This is a genomic window from Neorhizobium huautlense (genome assembly GCF_002968575.1).
Taxonomy (GTDB): Bacteria; Pseudomonadota; Alphaproteobacteria; order Rhizobiales; family Rhizobiaceae; genus Neorhizobium; species Neorhizobium huautlense.
Genome location: NZ_PVBM01000008.1, coordinates 39,512 through 58,123 on the forward strand (window position 1 = coordinate 39,512; position 18,612 = coordinate 58,123).

The window sequence follows — 18,612 nt, forward strand, 5'->3', positions numbered from 1 at the left end:
GAAGAAAAGGATGCATATCCTCGCCACCACATCGTCGTCGCTCGACGACCTGATCGAACCGGTCGACCTTAACCAGTCGCCGGCCGATGTGGTGGTGCTGTCCTTTTCCGGGAGCGACCTGAATGGCATCGCTGCCGCCTGGCGCGAAGGTCGGCCAAGCTTGCGGCTGGCCAATCTTTCCGATCTTCGGCACCCGATGTCCGTCGATCTATGGATAGAGAGGACGGCAACGCATGCCCGCCTCATTCTCGTGCGCATCCTCGGCGGCTATGACCGTTGGGCCTATGGGGTGGAAGAGCTTTCCCGGCTTGCGCGACGCAATAAGATCGCGCTGGCGTTGCTGCCGGGCGAATGCAGCATCCGCGACGACCGGTTGGCCGCGGCCTCGACGGTTTCAGAAGAGACGCTTGCCGGCATCCTCGCCTGTTTTCGCGAGGGCGGACCGGAGAACATGCGGCTTCTGGCGCGACGGCTGGCTGCGCTTGCAACCGGCGATACCGAGGCGCTGACGCAAGCGGCACCCGTGCCGAAGGCTGGGTTTTACAAACCGGGGCAAGGTATCGTCGAGGCGAGCGAATTGCTCGCTGATGTCGCGACAGGCTCGCCGCGCCTGCCGATCCTTTTCTACCGCTCCATGCTGCTTGCCGATGATGCGGCACCGATCGACGCGCTGTTCGCGGCGTTGGCTGCGCGTGGTTTTGCGCCGATGCCGATCTTCGTCAGCAGCTTGAAGGACGCAGATGCGGTGGCTTTCGTGGAACGGGCAATAGCGGAACAACAGCCGGCCGCGATCATCGCAACCACAGCCTTCGCCAGCAGCGCCGACGAGCAGGGCGAGACGCTGTTTGACCGTGCCGGCGTTCCAGTCTTCCAGGTGGTGATCGCCACGACCCGGCGCGAGGGCTGGGCAGAAGGCCGGCGCGGCCTGAACCCGGCGGACCTCGCGATGCATGTCGTCTTGCCTGAACTGGACGGCCGCATCCTCGCCGGGGCAATCTCCTTCAAGGCCGGCGACAATTCCGCAAATCTTGTGAACCAGCCGGAACCGGATCGGGTCGAACAGGTGGCCGATCGCATTTCCGCCTTTCTGCGCCTGAAAATGACGGCCCGGACGGGACGCAAGATCGTCATCCTGCTGCCGGACTACCCGAGCGCGCCGGGGCGAACGGGGTATGCCGTCGGCCTAGACGTGCCGCAAAGCGTGCTGTCGATGCTGCACCGGCTCTCCCTAGCCGGCTACTATGTCTCTGGCATTCCGGAGACGGCGCGGGACCTGCTGAACCGGCTGGTCGGGAAATCCGGCGCCTATCCGCTTACCGCCTACCGCTCGCCAACCGCCTCCGAAGCCGCCTGGGGTTTGCCTGAAACGGATGAGGATGTGGAAGACGGGGCCTACCGCTTCCGCGCCGCGCATTTCGGCAACATTACCGTGGCACTCGCGCCGGACCGCGGGCGCAATAAAGATCGCCGCGCGGATTATCACGACCCCGAGCTTCCGCCCCGCCATGCGCTGATTGCCTTCGGCCATTGGATGCGGGACGAGATCGGCGCCCACGCCGTCGTCCATGTCGGCGCGCATGGCACCCTGGAATGGCTGCCGGGCAAAACCGTGGCGCTGTCGAAAGATTGTTTTCCCGAACTTGTAACCGGCAGCCTGCCGATCATCTATCCTTTCATCGTTTCCAATCCCGGCGAGGCGGCAGTGGCCAAACGGCGGATTTCCGCGGTCACCGTCGGTCATCTGCCCCCGGTGCTGACCGGCGCCGGGCTTTCCGACGAGCAGAAGAAGCTCGAACTGCTCGTCGACGAATATGCGCAGGCGGACGGTTTGGACCGGCGGCGTCGCGACCGGCTGGCAAAGCTGATCGTCGAGACCGCCCGCGAGACGGGATTAGCTTCGGAGGCTGGCGTTTCCCGCGACGACGATCCCGACACGGCCCTTACCCGGATCGATGCTTTTCTTTGCGATCTCAAGGATTTTGCGATCAAGGATGGACAGCACGTGTTCGGGCAGGTCGCACGTGGCGATGACGATCTGTTGCGGATACGGAGCGCCGCGGCCGAACGCCAGGCCTTGCTCGATGCGCTGGACGGAACACACATCCGCCCCGGCCCATCCGGCGCCCCGGCGCGCGGCCGCCTTGATGTGATGCCGACCGGGCGCAACCTTTTCGCCAGCGATCCCCGCACGCTACCCACACCGACCGCCTTCGAGCTTGGCAAACGCGCCGCCGAAGAAATCCTGAGACGCTATCTTCAGGATCATGGCGATTGGCCGAAAAGCCTCGTCTTCGATCTCTGGGGCAGCGCATCGCTCAGAAGCGGCGGCGAGGAAGTGGCACAGGTGCTCGCCCTGATGGGCGCAAAGCCGGTGCAGGACACAGCGACCGGCCGCGTAACCGGCATCGAAGTTTTGCCGCCGGCGATACTCGGTCGCCCGCGCATCGACGTGACGCTCAGGATTTCCGGGCTCTTTCGTGACATGTTCCCGGCGCTGATCGCTTTGCTCGACGCCGCCATGCGGGCAATCGCCGCACGTGAAGAAGCGCCCGGCGACAATCCGCTCGCCGAAGAGGCCCGGAAACTTGGCCGGGTGCCGCCGCGCATATTCGGTTCGGCGCCCGGCACTTATGGTTCCGGCATCGAGGAAAAGCTTGCCGACGGCGCCTGGACTGAACGCGAGGAGCTCGGACGCATCTATCTCGATGCCACCAGCCACGCTTTCGGCGGCGCAGAGGGTGATGCATTTCAGATGCCTGGAAAGTTTGCCGAACAAGTGGGATCGGCGGACCTCCTGGTTCACACCGGCGACGATCCTGGCCGCGACCTGCTTGACGGTTCCGCCGATGTCGCCTTCATCGGCGGCTTCTCCGCGGCGGTCGCCGCGCTCGGCGGCAAGGCGGACATTATAGCCCTCGACACGACGGACCCGCAGAAGCCGAAAGCCCGTTCGATTTCCGAAGCCGTGACCCGCGTGGTCCGTGCCCGCGCCGTCAACCCGCGGTTCATCGCCGGCCAGATGCGGCACGGCCCCCGGGGCGCGGCCGAATTGGTGGAGACTGTGGACCGGCTGATTGGTTTTGCGGAAACGACCCATGCCATCCCGCAGTCGCTGATAGAAGCAACTTATGACGCCTATATCGGGGATGAAAAGGTTCGTGATTTCCTGATCAGCCAAAACCCGGAGGGCTTGCGCCACATGGGCGAGCGGTTTCGCTCTGCGCTTCGCCGGGGCCTTTGGCATCCGCGCCGCAACGCCGTGGACGCGGAGCTCGAAATGCTCGCAAGGGAGGTGGCATGACAGCTCCCTCGCTCCACCCCACGACTTTGCACATGCGGCGCGGTGCCTGCCCTGCGCTTTCCGCGCCGATGATGACCGGCGACGGTTTGCTGGCCCGTGTAGCGCTGACCGATGCGATATCGCCTCTGCAACTGGTCGATCTCTGCCGGCTTGCCCGCATTCATGGCAACGGCATTCTGGATATTTCCGCCCGCGGTAACTTGCAAATCCGGGGGCTGAGTGAGACATCCGCACCTTTGCTCGACGCAGACGTGCGGGCCTTGAACCTGCCGCTGCGCGAGGGACTGGCGGTGGAAACGCCACCCCTTGCCGGCTTGGATGATAGCGAGATCACCGATCCGCGCCCGATTGCGGACGCTATTCGGCGAGGCGCACGCGATATCGCGGGCCTCGCCCCCAAAATGTCGGTCGTTGTGGATGGGCACGGCCGGCTACGGCTTTCCCATCTTCTGGCCGATATTCGCCTGGTGGCGGTGAAGATGGGCGATGATATCGGCTGGAAGCTCCTCCTCGGCGGTTCGGAAGCATCCGCTGGCGTCTTGGCCACGCTCGACGAAGCCGAGGCTGTTTCAGCGACGCTCGATCTGCTTGGAAAACTTACTTCCATGGGGAACGCAGCCCGAGGACGAGATTTGGCGGCGAACCTCCTGCGGGACAACGGCGAGCTCCCGACCACCTCTCCATTCGACCTGTTTGTGCTGGCCGACAGCCTCCATGCTGTGGGGATCGGACCTGCCTTTGCCCAATCGAAAGCCGAGGATGTAATTGCGCTTTGTGTAGAAGCCGAGCGGCTCGGGGTCCGATTCCTGAAGCCGGCTCTGGATCATTCCCTGCTGTTTTTCGGCCCGCGCCCGGCATGCGAAGCCCTCGCAGTATTCGCTGCCGAAAACGGCTTCATCACGTCGGCCGCCGATCCGCGCGCTCACATAGCCGCCTGCCCCGGCAGTCCCGCCTGCCGGTCGGCTAGTATCGCCACTCGCGATGTGGCTGAAGAAACGGCACGTGGCTGCTCCGACCTGCTGGATGGATCATTCAAGCTGCACATCTCGGGTTGCCCGAAAGGCTGCGCCCACCCGGAACCGGCGGCACTTGCCCTTTGCGGCACCTTTGCAGGCCTTTCATTGATCGCCCAGGGCAAAGCAACCGATTTACCCTTTGCCGGCATTGCAATTGCCGATACCAAAGCCACGCTTCGCCGCCTTGCCGATCTCGTCAGATCGGAAAAGCGTGCCGGGGAAAATTCCGCCGCTTGCCTAGCCCGGCTCGGGGCCGATCGGCTCGCCGCAGCTGCCATATCAGGACGACCATGAACAGTTACGATTACATCCGCGAAGGCGACGCCATCTATGAAAAGTCCTTTGCGATCATCCGCGAAGAGGCCGACCTTTCGTCGTTTTCCCCCGATCAGGCAGAGATTGCGGTGCGCATGATCCACGCCTGCGGGCTTGTGGAGGCGACCGGTCATTTCCGCTTTTCAAAGGACTTCGTCACCCGGGCGCGTGGGGCGCTGCACGCGGGCAAGCCGATTTACTGTGATGCGGAAATGGTGGCGCACGGCATCACCCGAGCCCGTCTGCCCGCGCATAATGAGGTGATCTGCACGCTCCGCGACAGCCGGACGATCGAGCTGGCTAAAACGATCGGCAATACCCGTTCTGCCGCGGCCCTCGATTTATGGGACGAGATGGATGGCGCATTGGTGGCGATCGGCAACGCGCCGACCGCGCTTTTCCGCCTGCTCGAAATGCTGGATGCCGGGGCGCCGCGTCCCGCTGCGATTATCGGCATGCCCGTCGGTTTCGTGGGCGCTGCAGAATCCAAGGAAGCGTTGATGGAATCGACGCTCGGCATTCCTTTTGCTGTGGTGCGGGGCCGCATGGGCGGCTCGGCAATGACGGCGGCCTGCGTCAACGCTCTCGCGAGGGCAGGACTTTGAACGCGGCGATCCTCAAGGGCAGACTGACCGGCGTCGGCACCGGGCCAGGCGATCCGGAACTCCTGACGCTGAAAGCGGTCCGCGCCATCAACGAAGCAGATGTAATTGCCTTCTTTTGCAAAAAGGGCAGCACAGGCAACGGTCGTGCCATCGTTGAGGCCCATATCCGCTCCGGTACATTGGAGCTGCCGCTGGTTTACCCGGTCACAGTCGAAACGAACAAGGACGAGGCGGACTACCGCGGCCCCATCGCAGATTTCTTCGATCGCTCGGCGGAAGAGATCGCCGCGCATCTCGACGCTGGCAAGAACGTTGCCGTGCTGAGCGAAGGGGATCCGCTATTTTACGGTTCCTACATGCACCTGCATGTACGGCTCAGCGGCCGATATCAGGCGGAGGTGATCGCCGGCGTCACGGCCATGTCCGGCTGCTGGTCGATGACTGGCCTGCCGCTTGTCCAGGGCGATGATATTTTGAGTGTGCTGCCCGGCACCTTGCCGGAAGACAAACTGGTTGAGAGACTGAAGGACACGGACGGCGCGGTGATCATGAAGGTCGGGCGCAACCTTCCGAAGATCCGCCGGGCACTGGCATCGGTCGGCAAGCTGTCAGGCGCGCTTTACGTCGAGCGCGGCACCATGTCGAACGGCGCGGCTCAGAAACTTGAAGATCGCGACCAGAGCCCTGCCCCCTATTTTTCCATCGTCCTCGTACCCGGCTGGAAGACGCGACCGGGAGCGGACCGATGAGCGGAAGATTAATCGTCGTGGGCCTCGGCCCGGGAAATCCAGATCAGGTGACCCCGGAGGCGCTTGCGGCCGTTGCCGATGCAGAGGATTTTTTCGGATATTTTCCCTATATCGATCGCCTCGACCTTCGGGCCGACCAACGACGGCACGCGTCCGACAACCGGGCAGAACTTGCCCGTGCACGCGCCGCCCTCGAAATGGCGGCGAAAGGCGGGAAGGTCTGCGTCGTTTCCGGCGGCGACCCGGGTGTTTTTGCCATGGCGGCCGCAGTCTGCGAGGCGATCGACGAAGGACCGGCCGAATGGCGCGACATCGAATTTTCGGTGGTGCCCGGCATAACCGCCATGCTGGCGGTCGCCGCCAAGGCCGGGGCACCGCTCGGTCACGATTTCTGCGCCATCTCGCTTTCCAATAACCTGAAGCCCTGGGATGTGATCGAGAAACGCCTGATCGCAGCAGCGGAAGCGGGCTTCGTCATGGCCTTCTATAACCCCGTCAGCAAGGCACGGCCGCACCAACTCGGAGACGCATTTGTGCTTCTTCGCCGCCATTTGCCCGGCGAAGTGCCGGTTATTTTCGGACGCGCCGCCGGTCGCCCGGACGAAGCAATCCGGATCGTGCCACTGTCACAGGCCGAAAGCGGAATGGCCGACATGGCCACCTGCGTGATCGTCGGGACCGCAGAAACGAAGTTGATTGAACGGGACGGGCTGCGCCCGCTCGTCTACTCGCCCCGTTTTTTCAAAGGTGCCGGGGCATGATCGAGCCAGGCAAGCATATCCTCGATCGTCTCGACGGACGGCACGTCCGGCAGGACCGGGCGGCGGACCATGATCACCTCGATACCGAGTTTTCCGGCGGCTGCGATCTTGCCGTAGCTCGACGGTCCGCCGCTGTTCTTTGCGACAATCACCTCGATCCCGTGCTCTGCAAGCAGCAGCGCCTCGTCGGCCTCCGCAAAAGGACCGCGCGACGTGAGGTAAATCGCATCGGGCACATCGAGCGGCGGCTCCACCGGATCGACGCTGCGGATCAGATAGTGGTGCTGCGGCGCGGTTTCGAATGGCAACAATTCCTGCCGGCCGAGAGTAAGGAACACCTTGCGGGGCGTCTCACCCAGCGCCCCGACGGCGCCTGCGATGCTGTCGACCTCGATCCAGCGGTCACCGGCATCTCGCGTCCAGGCAGGCCGCCGCAGCGCGATGAGCGGTATATTCGTAAGCCGGGCGGCCTCGGCCGCATTTCGCGAAATTTGCGCGGCGTAGGGATGGGTGGCGTCGATGAGGATGGTGACGCCGTTTTCCCGGATGTAGGCGGCCAGGCCCTCGGCCCCGCCGAAACCGCCCACTCGAACGGGAACGGGCTGCTCGGCCGGTGCGCGCGTGCGGCCGGCAAGCGACAACGTCGTGATGAAGCGCGTATCGCCGGCAAGCCTCTCGGCCAGTTTTCTGGCCTCCGCCGTGCCGCCGAGAATGAGGATGAAGTGTAACAAGATGCCTCCTGAATCAGCAGAAAGAGCTTTAAACCAAAGCCGCTGGCTGTCCATCGTCGGCATCGGCGAAGAAGGCTTGAAAGGTCTCGGCGAAGACGCCCGCGCCGCGGTTTCTTCCGCGTCCGTCGTTTTCGGCGGAAGGCGGCATCTGGAATTGGCAGCCGCCGCGATATCAGGCGAGGCACGCCCGTGGCCTACCCCTTTTGATGCCGCCATGCTCGACGTTGTGACGCTTCGGGGCCAAAAAGTCTGTGTTCTTGCCTCTGGCGATCCCTTCCTCTTCGGCGTCGGCGCCACCCTGTCGCGTCATGTTCCGGTAGAGGAGTTTGTGACTTACCCGGCGCCTTCGGCGTTTTCTCTCGCAGCCTCTCGACTTGGCTGGCCGCTGCAGGAGATCGAAACAGTATCCCTGCACGGACGCCCGCTCGATCTTATCCGGCCGCTTCTGCACCCCGGTCGTCGAATCATTGCGCTGACATCGGACGAGAAGGGACCGGCAGAGCTGGCCGCACTGCTGACGAAGGCCGGTTTCGGTCGCTCCCGGATGACTGTCCTTGAAGCGCTCGGTGGGGAGACGGAGCGTGTTCGATCGGCCCGCGCAAATGAATTTGCATGGCAGGATATCAACGTTCTCAATGTCACAGCAGTGGAGGTAGCGGCGGAAGCGGGCGCTCGCATCCTGCCGCGCGCCTTTGGCCTGGACGATGCTCTGTTTGAGCATGACGGCCAGATCACCAAGCGCGAGATCAGGGCTCTGACGCTCTCAGCCCTGGCGCCACGACGCGGCGAACTTCTCTGGGACATCGGCGCCGGCTCAGGCTCGATCGGCATTGAATGGTTGCTGGCCGATCCTTCGATGAGGGCAATCGCGATCGAGGCGGATGAAGAGCGAGCGGCACGGATCGGAAGAAACGCATCCGCCTTTGGCGTACCCGGCTTGCACGTTGTTGAAGGGAAAGCGCCGGATGCCCTGAACGGCCTGCCTGCGCCCGATGCAGTCTTTGTCGGCGGTGGCGGCAGTGAATCCGGCGTGCTCGACGCAGCTATCGGGTCCCTGAAGCCGGGAGGGCGGCTCGTCGCCAATGCCGTAACGCTTGAAATGGAAGCCGTTCTTCTCGGCATCCATGCGCGCCTCGGCGGCAATCTTATACGGATGGAAGTTTCGCGGGTGGCGCAGATCGGGGCAATGCACGGGTGGAAACCGGCGATGCCGGTGACGCAATGGATATGGATAAAGCAGGGGTAAGAGCGATGATCGTAGCGGGATTGGGTTGCCGTAAAGGCAGCACCGCCGAGGACATTCTGTCGGCATTGGACGCTGCGTGCGCAGCGGCGAGGATTTCACGTGAATCCATCGCCGCATTGGCAACCGGCGAGATCAAGCGCGAGGAGCCCGGCATCCTCGAGCTTGCGGAGACATTGCGCTTGCCGTTGCATATCGTGAACGACGACGCACTGCTGCAGGCCGAACCACGCACCGGAACGGTATCCCGCCATAGCTTAGCAAAGACGCTTGCCTCCAGCCTCTCCGAAGCGGCCGCCCTGGCCGTCGCCGGCGATCGATCGGAGATCCTCGTCCCGCGGCTGATCGCCAATGGCGCTACCTGTGCGCTGGCGGCAACGAAGGAAAAGGCATGACGGTACATTTCATCGGCGCCGGACCAGGTGCCGCGGACCTCATCACCGTACGCGGCCGCGATATCCTGGCGCGATCACCCGTGTGTCTGTATGCCGGTTCCATAATGCCGAAGGAACTGCTGGACTATTGCCCGAAGGAGGCGCGGGTAGTCGATACGGGTTCGCTTTCGCTGGATGAGATAGAAGCGGAATATGTCGCCGCCCATAAGGCGGGCAAGGACGTGGCACGGCTGCATTCCGGTGATCTTTCCGTCTGGAGCGCAGTTGCCGAACAGATCCGCCGTCTGGAAAAACACGGCATAGACTACACGCTAACCCCGGGTGTGCCATCCTTCGCGGCAGCAGCAGCAGCGCTCAAGCGCGAGTTGACGATCCCGGAGGTCGCGCAGAGCCTTGTGCTGACCCGGGTCTCTGGCCGTGCCTCGAAAATGCCCGCAGGCGAGACATTGGCAGCGTTTGGCGCCACCGGTGCAACGCTGGCTATCCATCTCGCCGTCCATGCCCTCGACAGGGTCGTCGCGGAGCTGACGCCTCTCTACGGACCCGACTGCCCGGTGGCGATCGTAGTGCGGGCCTCCTGGCCGGAAGAGCGGATCATCCGCGGGACGCTTGCCGACATCGAAGCCAAGCTCGCCGCCGAACCTGCAGAACGCACGGCCTTGATCTTTATCGGCAAGGCATTGGGAGCGACCGAATTCGCCGAAAGCCGACTTTACAAGGCAGACTATGTTCGTCGCTTTCGGCCTGGCTGGCTCGAGTCGGGCAATGATCAGACGGGCAAGGGTTCCGAATGATCGGACGGTGTAAACTGGGTCTGGCCGACCAGCTGGCCCTCCCGATCGAAGACCAGGATTTCCAGCGCGATTTCGGGATTGCGGAGGACGTTAGCCGCGGTATTCCAGGCAAGCGCAGCAATGCGGTTCCCCAAAGGAAGACCGCTTTCGGTGGCAAGCGAAAAAGCATGTGCCACGGTATTGGCCGACGCAAGCTCAGCGACGATCCTGGCATCGGCCCCGGCATCGGCAGCGACTTTCGCCAGGGCTTCGAGATCGGCGAGGCCGCGTTTCGAATGCACGTCGAGCATGCCTTGGGCGAGCTTTGTCATCTTGGCGACGCCGCCGGCAATGGTGACCTTCGGCACCGGGTGGTCACGCAGATATTTGAGCATTCCGCCGACGAAATCGCCCATGTCAATCAAAGCAATCTCCGGCAGGCCGTGATGGGCCTGAACGGCCTTTTCGGACGTATTGCCGGTCGCGCCGGCCACATGATCGAGACCGGCCGCTCGCGCCACGTCGATCCCGCGCCAGATGGAATGGATCCAGGACGAACAGGAAAAGGGAATGACGATCCCGGTTGTACCGAGGATCGAGATGCCGCCCATGATGCCGAGCCGGCCGTTCAGCGTCTTCTCCGCAATCTTCTCGCCATCGGCACAGGAGATCTCGACCTCGAAATCCACTTCGCCACCCGCCACCTCGGAAATCGCCTGCGTGATCATCTTGCGCGGCACGGGATTGATGGACGGCTCGCCCGGCGGCAGCGGCAGGCCGGGACGCGTCACCGTTCCCACACCTCGGCCGGCCTTGAAAATGATACCGCTGCCGGGAGCGCCATGGCGGACGGTGCTTATGATCAGGGCACCGTGGGTGACGTCCGGATCGTCGCCCGCGTCTTTGATGATGCCGGCTTTGGCGAGCCCCTCTCCCCGCTCTTCCATTGCCAGGGCGAAGCTCGGGCGCTGCCCCCCAGGCAGCGTCACCTCCACCATGTCGGGAAATCTGCCGGAAAGAAGGGCAAGGCAGGCAGCCTTGCTCGCCGCCGCCGCACAGGTTCCCGTGGTCCAGCCACGGCGCAGGTTCTTGCCATCCTCTTCCATGCCGTTTCTATATATCGACCGGCGTCATGCGTCACCGGCCAAAGGTCCGCCTATGAATGAAAGTATCGAGAAGATTGTCGCAGCTCCGGACTTCGAACCAGGCCATGTCTGGCTGGCTGGCGCGGGCCCGGGCCACCCCCGCTATTTGACGCTGGAAGTGGCGGACGCGCTCTCCAAGGCAGATTGCATCGTCTACGATGCGCTCGTTTCGCAAGATGTGCTTGCGCTTGGCAGGCAGGCGGAATTGCTTTTCGCCGGCAAACGCGGCGGCAAACCTTCCGCAACACAGGAGAACATAACCTCCTCCCTGATCGAACTGGCGCAGGCAGGCAAGCGCGTTCTGAGGCTGAAGGGCGGAGACCCGTTTATTTTCGGCCGCGGCGGTGAGGAAGCCGAAGCGCTCGTCAAGGCAGGCATTCCCTTCCGAGTGCTTCCCGGCATGACATCCGCACTGGCGGCCCTCGCATCGGCGCGGATCCCCGCCACCATGCGGGGGATCAGCCGATCTATCACCCTTGCGACGGGGCACGCGGCAGGCACGGAAGATGATCTGGATTGGGTCGCGCTCGCCCGATTGGGCGAACCGATTGTCATCTATATGGGATTGAAGATGATCGGTGATATCACGCGTCTGCTGATGGAGGGTGGTCTTTCGCCCGATACGCCGGCGGCGGTGGTGATGTCGGCCACCACGACCGAAGAGAAAACGCTGGTCGCGACGCTCGGCACCGTGGAAGAAGAGGTTCTGCGACAGAATTTTTCGGCCCCCGCGCTGATTGTCATCGGCGGCATCGTGTCCATGCGGGAAATCCTGACGCCGGGGAACACGCGATGACGGCCCGTGCACTTATCATCGGTGCGCCGCGCTCCGGTTCCGGCAAAACAAGCATCACGATCGGCCTGTTGCGGGCTTTTGCCCGGCGGGGCGTAAAGGTGCGCGGCATCAAGACGGGACCCGACTACATCGATCCCGGTTTTCATGAGGCCGCGACCCATCTGCCCGGCCTTAACCTCGACAGCTGGGCGATGGCGCCGGACCTCTTGCGGCATCTGGCGCGAAAACAAGCCGAGGACGCGGAACTCATTCTGATCGAAAGCGCGATGGGCCTGTTCGACGGCATCGTTGGTGAGCCGAACCGCTCGGGTGCGGCTTCCGATCTGGCCCGGCTCTTCGGACTGCCGACCCTGCTGGTCCTCGATGTGTCTGGCCAATCGCAGACCGCTGCCGTCATCGCCTATGGCTTCGCCCACTACGATCCCGCAGTCCGGATCGCGGCCTGCATCCTGAACCGCGCCGGCAGCGAGCGCCACAAGAAACTGAGCGGCGAGGCGATCGAGGCGATCGGGCTGCCGGTCGTTGGAACCATCCTGCGCGACCCGACGCTGATCCTGCCCGAGCGGCATCTTGGGCTGGTTCAGGCGAACGAACATCCGGAAATGGATGCGCATATCGAACGCCTGGCCGATGCCATGGAAGCGTCTCTCGATCTCGACGCCATCTTCGCTGCGGCCAAGCCTTTCGACATACCGCCTGGAGCGCCGGAAAAGGCTCTACCTCCCCCCGGCCATCGGATAGCACTGGCCCACGACGCGGCCTTCACCTTCCTTTATCCGCACCTCATACGCGGTTGGCGCGAAGCCGGTGCGGAACTCGTTCCCTTCTCCCCGCTTGCCGACGAGGTGCCTTCCTCCGACTGCGATATATGCTGGTTGCCGGGAGGCTATCCGGAACTGCATGCCGGAAAACTGGCCGCCGCCGGCCATTTCAAGGCCGGGCTCACACGGTTTGCCGAGACGAAGCCCGTTCACGGCGAGTGCGGCGGCTATATGGTGCTCGGCGAAACGCTGGAGGATGCCGACGGCGTGACCCATGCCATGACCGGACTTCTATCGCATCGCACCAGCTTTGCGAGACGCAAGATGAACCTCGGCTACCGGCAAGCAAAACTCTGTGCCGACAGTCCTATCGGTCGGGCCGGCGAAACCGCCCGCGGCCATGAGTTCCATTACGCCAGCGTTGTCTCTCCGGGGACGGACGAGCCGCTAGCCACGATTGCCGATGGAACCGGCAAGGAAATCGGCCCGTCGGGCGGTCGCCGCGGCCTTGTCAGCGGCACGTTCTTTCACGCCATCGCGCGCAGCTGACCCTCCCGACTTGGGCACGTGCAAACGAAGACGCGGCATTTCTGGACCTGCGGCGCAAACCGTCGCATCGGTGGCACTTTATGTCGCATGGAATGCAGCGCATCATGACGATCCGAACCTTAATCGCTGAAAGACTTCGCCAGCGGCACCAGACGGCATCCGACGCGATTGAAACGGCAGACATCGACCGGTACCGCGCTTAATCATTAGGATGGAAAGACCGGCGGCAACCGGAGCATTTCCCAGAATCGATGACGGGCAGATCCGAGCGGAAGAGGAAACCGCAGGATGAGCCTGAAGAAGGCATTTTCAACTCAACGATAAGGAACAGGGGAATGAACGACTTTACGAAATACCTCGCCGGTCGCGTAACGGCGGGCGGCATGAACCGCCGTGAGTTCATGGGCCGGGCCATGGCAGCCGGGCTGACGCTCACGGCGGCAAGCCAGCTCTTTGCCGCAAGTGCCGAAGCTCAGACGCCGAAGAAGGGCGGGCATCTCAAACTCGGTCTGGAAGGTGCTGCCGCAACCGATTCGAAGGATCCCGCCAAGGCGCTTTCGCAATTCATGTTTGTTGTCGGCCGCTGCTGGGGCGACATGCTGGTGGAGTCCGAACCCCTGACCGGCAAACCTGTTGCTGCGTTGGCCGAAAGCTGGGAGCCTTCCCCCGATGCCGTTACCTGGACCTTCAAGATCCGCTCCGGTGTGAAATTCCACAACGGCAAGACCCTGACAGTCGACGACGTCATTGCCACCCTCAAGCGGCATACGGACGAGAAGGCGGAATCCGGCGCGCTAGGCGTGATGAAATCGATCAAGGATATCAAGGCCGACGGCGGCAATCTCGTCCTCACGCTGACGGAAGGCAATGCCGACCTCCCGCTGCTGCTGACCGATTACCATCTGATCATCCAGCCGAACGGCGGCACCGACGATCCGAACGCCATGATCGGCACCGGGCCTTACAAGGTAGCGAGTTTTGAGCCGGGGGTTCGGGCCACCTTCGAAAAGAACACGGACGACTGGCGCTCCGATCGCGGCTTTGTCGATTCCGTCGAGATCATTGCGATGAACGACGCGACGGCCCGTATCGCCGCGCTCTCCTCCGGACAGGTTCATTACATCAACCGCGTCGATCCGAAGACCGTCGCGCTCCTGAAGCGCGCTCCTACGGTGGAGGTTCTTTCCACCTCCGGCCGCGGCCATTACGTCTTCATCATGCATTGCGACAAGGCGCCTTTCGACAACAACGACCTGCGGCTGGCGCTGAAATATGCCATGGACCGCGAAGGCATGGTGAAAACCGTCCTCGGCGGCTACGGCAAGGTCGGCAATGATTTCCCGATCAACAGCACCTATGCGCTTTTCCCGGAGGGGATCGAGCAACGCGCCTATGACCCCGACAAGGCGGCGTTTCACTACAAGAAGTCCGGGCACAGCGGCTCTGTTCTGCTGCGTACGTCGGAGGTCGCCTTCCCGGGAGCCGTCGATGCCGCCGTGCTTTATCAGCAGAGCGCAAAGAAGGCGGGCATCAATGTCGAAGTGAAGCGCGAACCCGGCGACGGTTACTGGACGAATGTCTGGAACGTCCAGCCCTTCTCCACCTCCTATTGGGGCGGACGTCCGACCCAGGACCAGATGTATTCCACGGCCTATCTTTCCACCGCCGACTGGAATGACACGAAATTCAAGCGTCCGGAATTCGACAAGCTCCTTCTCGAGGCCCGCTCCGAGTTGGACGAAACGAAGCGCAAGGACATGTACCGCACCATGGCAATGACGGTACGTGACGAGGGCGGCCTCATCCTGCCGATGTTCAACGACTTCGTGAACGCCGCCAGCAAGAAGGTGAAGGGCTACGTTCACGACATCGGCAACGACATGTCGAACGGCTATGTCGCGACCCGCGTCTGGCTGGACGCCTAGTTCTTCAAGACGGAATGCCGATTGACGGATCGCGGGCGCCCCGCGATCCTCCTTCCGTTTCAGAACGAGGCCTTCTGCCGATGTCCAATCCTACCGAAACAGAGAGCCTGCCCAGACAGCGTTTTCAAGAACGGTTTCCCCTTCTTGCTCTTGTCATCGAGCGCATACTGCTCTCTCTCCTGCTTCTCGTCGCCGTTTCGATGCTGATCTTCGGCGGCGTCGAAGCTTTGCCTGGCGATTTCGCCACGACCTATCTTGGGCAGTCGGCTACGCCGCAGGCGGTTGCAAACATCCGCGCCGAACTCGGTCTCGACCGCCCCGTCGTCACCCGCTATTTCGAATGGCTGGCCGGAGCGGTTCAAGGTGATTTCGGTACCTCTTGGGCGAGCAAAAATTCCGTCTCCGAACAAGTCGGCAATCGCCTCGGCAATTCATTATTCCTTGCGGGCTTTGCAGCGGTAATCTCCGTGCCGCTCGCCGTCGGGCTCGGCATGTTGTCCGTGCACTTCCGCAACCGTATGCCGGATAAGATCATCAACGTCATATCCCTTGCGGCAATCTCGCTGCCGGAATTCTTCATCGGTTACCTGCTGATCCTCTATTTCGCCGTCAATTTCGGCATCGCGACCTTTCCTGCCACCGTCTACGAGGGCATGGGCTTCATCGAACGGCTCAAGGCGATCGCCCTACCGACTGCAACGCTGGTGCTGGTCGTTCTTGCCCACATGATGCGGATGACCCGCGCCGCAATTCTGTCAGTCATGTCCTCCGCCTATATGGAGACTGCGGAACTCAAAGGTCTTTCCGCTTTTCGGGCGATCGTCAAACATGCCGCCCCCAATGCTCTCGCACCGATTATCAACGTCGTGGCGCTCAACCTCGCCTACCTCGTCGTCGGCGTCGTCGTAGTGGAAGTGGTCTTCGTCTATCCAGGGATGGGTCAGTATATGGTCGACGCGGTGACGGTGCGCGACATGCCGGTCGTCCAGGCTTGCGGGTTGATTTTCGCCGCCGTCTACATCTTCCTGAACATGCTGGCCGATATTCTTGCAATCATCGCCAATCCCCGTCTGAGGCATCCGCGATGAGATTGAGAGAAATCCCTATCACCGCCTGGGTCGGTATCCTCGGCATTGCCCTTGCCTGCTTCTGCGCCGCCTTTGCACCGTTGATCGCTCCCTATGGGGAGACCGAGGTGGTCGGTGGCGTCTGGCAGGAGGCGGACGCCCAATTCTTCTTCGGCCTCGACAACCTCGGACGCGACATTCTTTCGCGACTGATCTACGGCGCCCGCACCACTCTCTCGGTCGCGCTGGCCGCGACGGTCATTTCTTTCTCGCTCGGAATTCTGCTGAGCTTTATCGCCGCCGTCTCGGGCGGTCTGATCGACACAGTCTTTTCCCGCTTCAACGACCTGATGATGTCGATCCCGACATTGATCTTCGCGTTGGTCGTGCTCGCCGTCCTGCCGCAGCATCTGATCGTGTTGATCCTCGTGATGGCGGTGCTCGATTCGACCCGCGTCTATCGACTCGGCCGTGCCGTGGCGCTCGACGTAGCAGTGATGGAGTTCGTGGAAGCAGCAAGACTGCGTGGCGAGGGCACCACCTGGATCATTTTCCGGGAAATCCTGCCCAATACGCTTTCTCCGCTGCTCGCTGAATTCGGTCTGCGCTTCGCCTTCTCCATTCTCTTCCTCTCCACGCTCTCCTTCCTCGGGCTCGGCATCCAGCCTCCCGCGGCGGACTGGGGCGGCATGGTAAAGGACAATAAGGACGGCATCATCTTCGGCATTTCGGCGGCTCTGGTGCCCGGGACGGCAATCGCCGCGCTCGCCATCTGCGTCAATCTCGTGGTCGACTGGCTGCTCAAACGAACTTCCAGCCTCAAGGGAGGCCGCGGCGATGCCTGAACTTCTGTCCGTCCGCAATCTCAAGATCGAGGCGACCAGCTATCCGCCCGGCGAGCCGCCCAAGCGCATCACCATCGTCGACGGGGTGTCCTTCGACCTCCAGAAAGGCAAGGTACTCGGCCTGATCGGCGAATCCGGGGCCGGCAAATCGACCATCGGCCTTTCCGCCCTCGCCTATGGCCGCGGCGGCGCCGAGATCACCGGCGGCGAAGTTTCGCTGAACGGAACGAACATCCTGGCATTAGGCAAGGCCGGCATTCGCAAGGTACGCGGCGCTCAGGTCTGTTATGTGGCCCAATCGGCCGCGGCAGCCTTCAACCCGGCACATCGCCTTGGCGATCAGGTGATCGAGGCGTCGGTCAAGCACGGACTGATGAGCAAGGACGAGGCCCGCAAGCGAGCCCTCTATCTCTTCCGCGTCCTCGGCCTGCCGCACCCGGAGACCTTTGGAGACCGTTTTCCGCATCAGGTTTCAGGCGGGCAGCTTCAGCGCGCCATGACGGCTATGGCGCTCTGCCCGAACCCGGAATTGATCGTGTTCGACGAGCCGACGACCGCGCTCGACGTGACAACCCAGATCGACGTCCTGGCTGCGATCAAGCACGCAATCGAAGAGACCGACACCGCAGCACTTTACATCACTCATGATCTCGCCGTCGTGGCCCAGATTTCCGACGACATCATGGTACTTCGATATGGGAAGACGGTCGAATACGGTTCGGTGCAGCAGATCATCGAAGCACCGACACAGGATTATACCCGTGCGCTGGTGAACGTTCGCCAGACGGCGCGGCAAGAGGCGCCTGACCAGAGCCAGGCGCTGCTGAGGGTTGATAACGTTAGCGCCCAATATTCGAACGGCTTCAAGGTGCTGCACGGGGTGTCGCTTCATCTCTGCAAGGGCCAGACGCTGGCGATCGTCGGCGAATCCGGCTCCGGAAAGTCGACGCTGGCGCGCGTCATCACCGGGCTTCTACCACCAAGCGACGGAAGGATCACTTTCGAAGACAAGCCGCTGACGCCCGCACTCAAAAGCCGGTCACGCGATGAACTTCGCCGCATCCAGCTCATCTATCAGATGGCCGACACGGCGATGAACCCGCGCCAGACAGTGCGCGATATCATCGGTCGGCCGCTGACCTTTTATTATGGTCTGCGCGGTGCGGCAAAGACGGCGCGCGTCAAGGAACTACTGGAGCAGATCGAGATGAGCAATGGCTTCATTGACCGCTACCCGGCGGAATTGTCCGGCGGGCAGAAGCAGCGTGTGGCGATCGCTCGGGCGCTCGCCGCAAAGCCGGAACTCATTCTCTGTGACGAGCCGACTTCCGCGCTCGATCCGTTGGTTGCAGAGGGTATCCTGAAACTGCTGATGAAGCTGCAGACGGAATCTCAGCTTTCCTATATCTTCATCACCCACGACATTGCGATCGTGAGGGCCATCGCCGATTCAGTTGCCGTCATGCATCGCGGCCGGCTGGTGCGCTTCGGGCCCAAATCTCGAGCGCTTTCGCCGCCATTCGACGATTATACCGACCTGCTGCTGAAATCCGTCCCGGAGATGGAGATCGGTTGGCTTGAGCGGGTTCTGAGCACAAGACGCATGGCGAGCGCCGGAAACTGACTGTCTTTTTT

At 62.4% G+C, this 18,612-nt stretch carries 16 protein-coding genes; 14 read left to right on the forward strand and 2 right to left on the reverse strand.

Annotated elements, in window-relative coordinates; translation table 11 throughout:
- Window positions 1-10: 10 nt before the first annotated feature.
- The 5 genes from cobN to C5L12_RS11095 are packed head-to-tail and all read left to right on the forward strand — an operon-like array spanning window position 11 to window position 6,747.
- Window positions 11-3,301 (forward strand): cobaltochelatase subunit CobN, encoded by a 3,291-nt coding sequence (gene cobN / locus C5L12_RS11075; RefSeq protein WP_105372106.1) that lies wholly within the window; start codon window positions 11-13, stop codon window positions 3,299-3,301.
- Window positions 3,298-4,611, forward strand: a complete 1,314-nt coding sequence (cobG, locus tag C5L12_RS11080) for a precorrin-3B synthase (RefSeq protein WP_105372107.1) — start codon at window positions 3,298-3,300, stop codon at window positions 4,609-4,611. The genes cobN and cobG overlap by 4 nt, the downstream gene beginning before the upstream one ends.
- Window positions 4,608-5,237 (forward strand): precorrin-8X methylmutase, encoded by a 630-nt coding sequence (locus tag C5L12_RS11085; protein ID WP_105372108.1) that lies wholly within the window; start codon window positions 4,608-4,610, stop codon window positions 5,235-5,237. Before cobG ends, C5L12_RS11085 begins: the two co-directional genes overlap by 4 nt.
- Window positions 5,234-5,986 (forward strand): precorrin-2 C(20)-methyltransferase, encoded by a 753-nt coding sequence (locus tag C5L12_RS11090; protein WP_105372109.1) that lies wholly within the window; start codon window positions 5,234-5,236, stop codon window positions 5,984-5,986. Before C5L12_RS11085 ends, C5L12_RS11090 begins: the two co-directional genes overlap by 4 nt.
- Complete coding sequence (locus C5L12_RS11095) at window positions 5,983-6,747, forward strand: precorrin-3B C(17)-methyltransferase (RefSeq protein WP_105372110.1); 765 nt, start codon at window positions 5,983-5,985, stop codon at window positions 6,745-6,747. Before C5L12_RS11090 ends, C5L12_RS11095 begins: the two co-directional genes overlap by 4 nt.
- On the opposite strand, the gene C5L12_RS11100 is transcribed toward C5L12_RS11095, so the two are convergent.
- The gene (locus C5L12_RS11100; RefSeq protein WP_105372111.1) at window positions 6,711-7,478 is read right to left on the reverse strand and encodes a cobalt-precorrin-6A reductase; all 768 of its coding nucleotides are present in this window, start codon (window positions 7,476-7,478) and stop codon (window positions 6,711-6,713) included. The genes C5L12_RS11095 and C5L12_RS11100 overlap by 37 nt on opposite strands.
- A 1-nt stretch (window position 7,479) precedes the next feature.
- Between C5L12_RS11100 and cbiE the strand changes: the two genes are divergently transcribed.
- Genes cbiE through cobM form a run of 3 tightly spaced genes read left to right on the forward strand, consistent with a single transcriptional unit; the run spans window position 7,480 to window position 9,910 of the window.
- A complete protein-coding gene (cbiE, locus tag C5L12_RS11105; protein ID WP_105372112.1) occupies window positions 7,480-8,724 on the forward strand; it encodes a precorrin-6y C5,15-methyltransferase (decarboxylating) subunit CbiE in 1,245 nt (414 codons plus the stop codon).
- On the forward strand, window positions 8,700-9,116 hold the full coding sequence (locus C5L12_RS11110; RefSeq protein ID WP_105372113.1) for a cobalamin biosynthesis protein: 417 nt from the start codon (window positions 8,700-8,702) through the stop codon (window positions 9,114-9,116). Before cbiE ends, C5L12_RS11110 begins: the two co-directional genes overlap by 25 nt.
- Window positions 9,113-9,910 carry a precorrin-4 C(11)-methyltransferase gene (gene cobM / locus C5L12_RS11115; RefSeq protein ID WP_105372114.1) on the forward strand — a complete coding sequence of 266 codons (798 nt, stop codon included), beginning with the start codon at window positions 9,113-9,115 and terminating at the stop codon, window positions 9,908-9,910. Before C5L12_RS11110 ends, cobM begins: the two co-directional genes overlap by 4 nt.
- Here the strand turns inward: cobM and C5L12_RS11120 are convergent.
- Window positions 9,886-10,995 carry a cobalt-precorrin-5B (C(1))-methyltransferase gene (locus C5L12_RS11120; RefSeq protein ID WP_105372115.1) on the reverse strand — a complete coding sequence of 370 codons (1,110 nt, stop codon included), beginning with the start codon at window positions 10,993-10,995 and terminating at the stop codon, window positions 9,886-9,888. The genes cobM and C5L12_RS11120 overlap by 25 nt on opposite strands.
- Window positions 10,996-11,047: 52 nt before the next feature.
- On the opposite strand from C5L12_RS11120, the gene cobA reads away from it, so the two are divergent.
- The 6 genes from cobA to C5L12_RS11150 all read left to right on the forward strand — a co-directional run bounded on the left by cobA (window position 11,048) and on the right by C5L12_RS11150 (window position 18,601).
- A complete protein-coding gene (gene cobA, locus C5L12_RS11125) occupies window positions 11,048-11,830 on the forward strand; it encodes a uroporphyrinogen-III C-methyltransferase (RefSeq protein ID WP_105372260.1) in 783 nt (260 codons plus the stop codon).
- Window positions 11,827-13,140, forward strand: a complete 1,314-nt coding sequence (locus C5L12_RS11130) for a cobyrinic acid a,c-diamide synthase CobB (RefSeq protein ID WP_105372116.1) — start codon at window positions 11,827-11,829, stop codon at window positions 13,138-13,140. Before cobA ends, C5L12_RS11130 begins: the two co-directional genes overlap by 4 nt.
- A gap of 335 nt (window positions 13,141-13,475) precedes the next feature.
- Window positions 13,476-15,065, forward strand: a complete 1,590-nt coding sequence (locus C5L12_RS11135; protein ID WP_105372117.1) for an ABC transporter substrate-binding protein — start codon at window positions 13,476-13,478, stop codon at window positions 15,063-15,065.
- An 80-nt stretch (window positions 15,066-15,145) separates the two neighbouring features.
- Entirely contained in the window at window positions 15,146-16,153 is a 1,008-nt protein-coding gene (locus C5L12_RS11140) for an ABC transporter permease (RefSeq protein WP_105372261.1), read from the forward strand.
- Window positions 16,150-16,977, forward strand: coding sequence for an ABC transporter permease (locus C5L12_RS11145; RefSeq protein ID WP_105372118.1), 828 nt, complete (start codon window positions 16,150-16,152; stop codon window positions 16,975-16,977). Before C5L12_RS11140 ends, C5L12_RS11145 begins: the two co-directional genes overlap by 4 nt.
- A complete protein-coding gene (locus tag C5L12_RS11150; RefSeq protein ID WP_105372119.1) occupies window positions 16,970-18,601 on the forward strand; it encodes an ABC transporter ATP-binding protein in 1,632 nt (543 codons plus the stop codon). Before C5L12_RS11145 ends, C5L12_RS11150 begins: the two co-directional genes overlap by 8 nt.
- Window positions 18,602-18,612 lie beyond the last annotated feature (11 nt).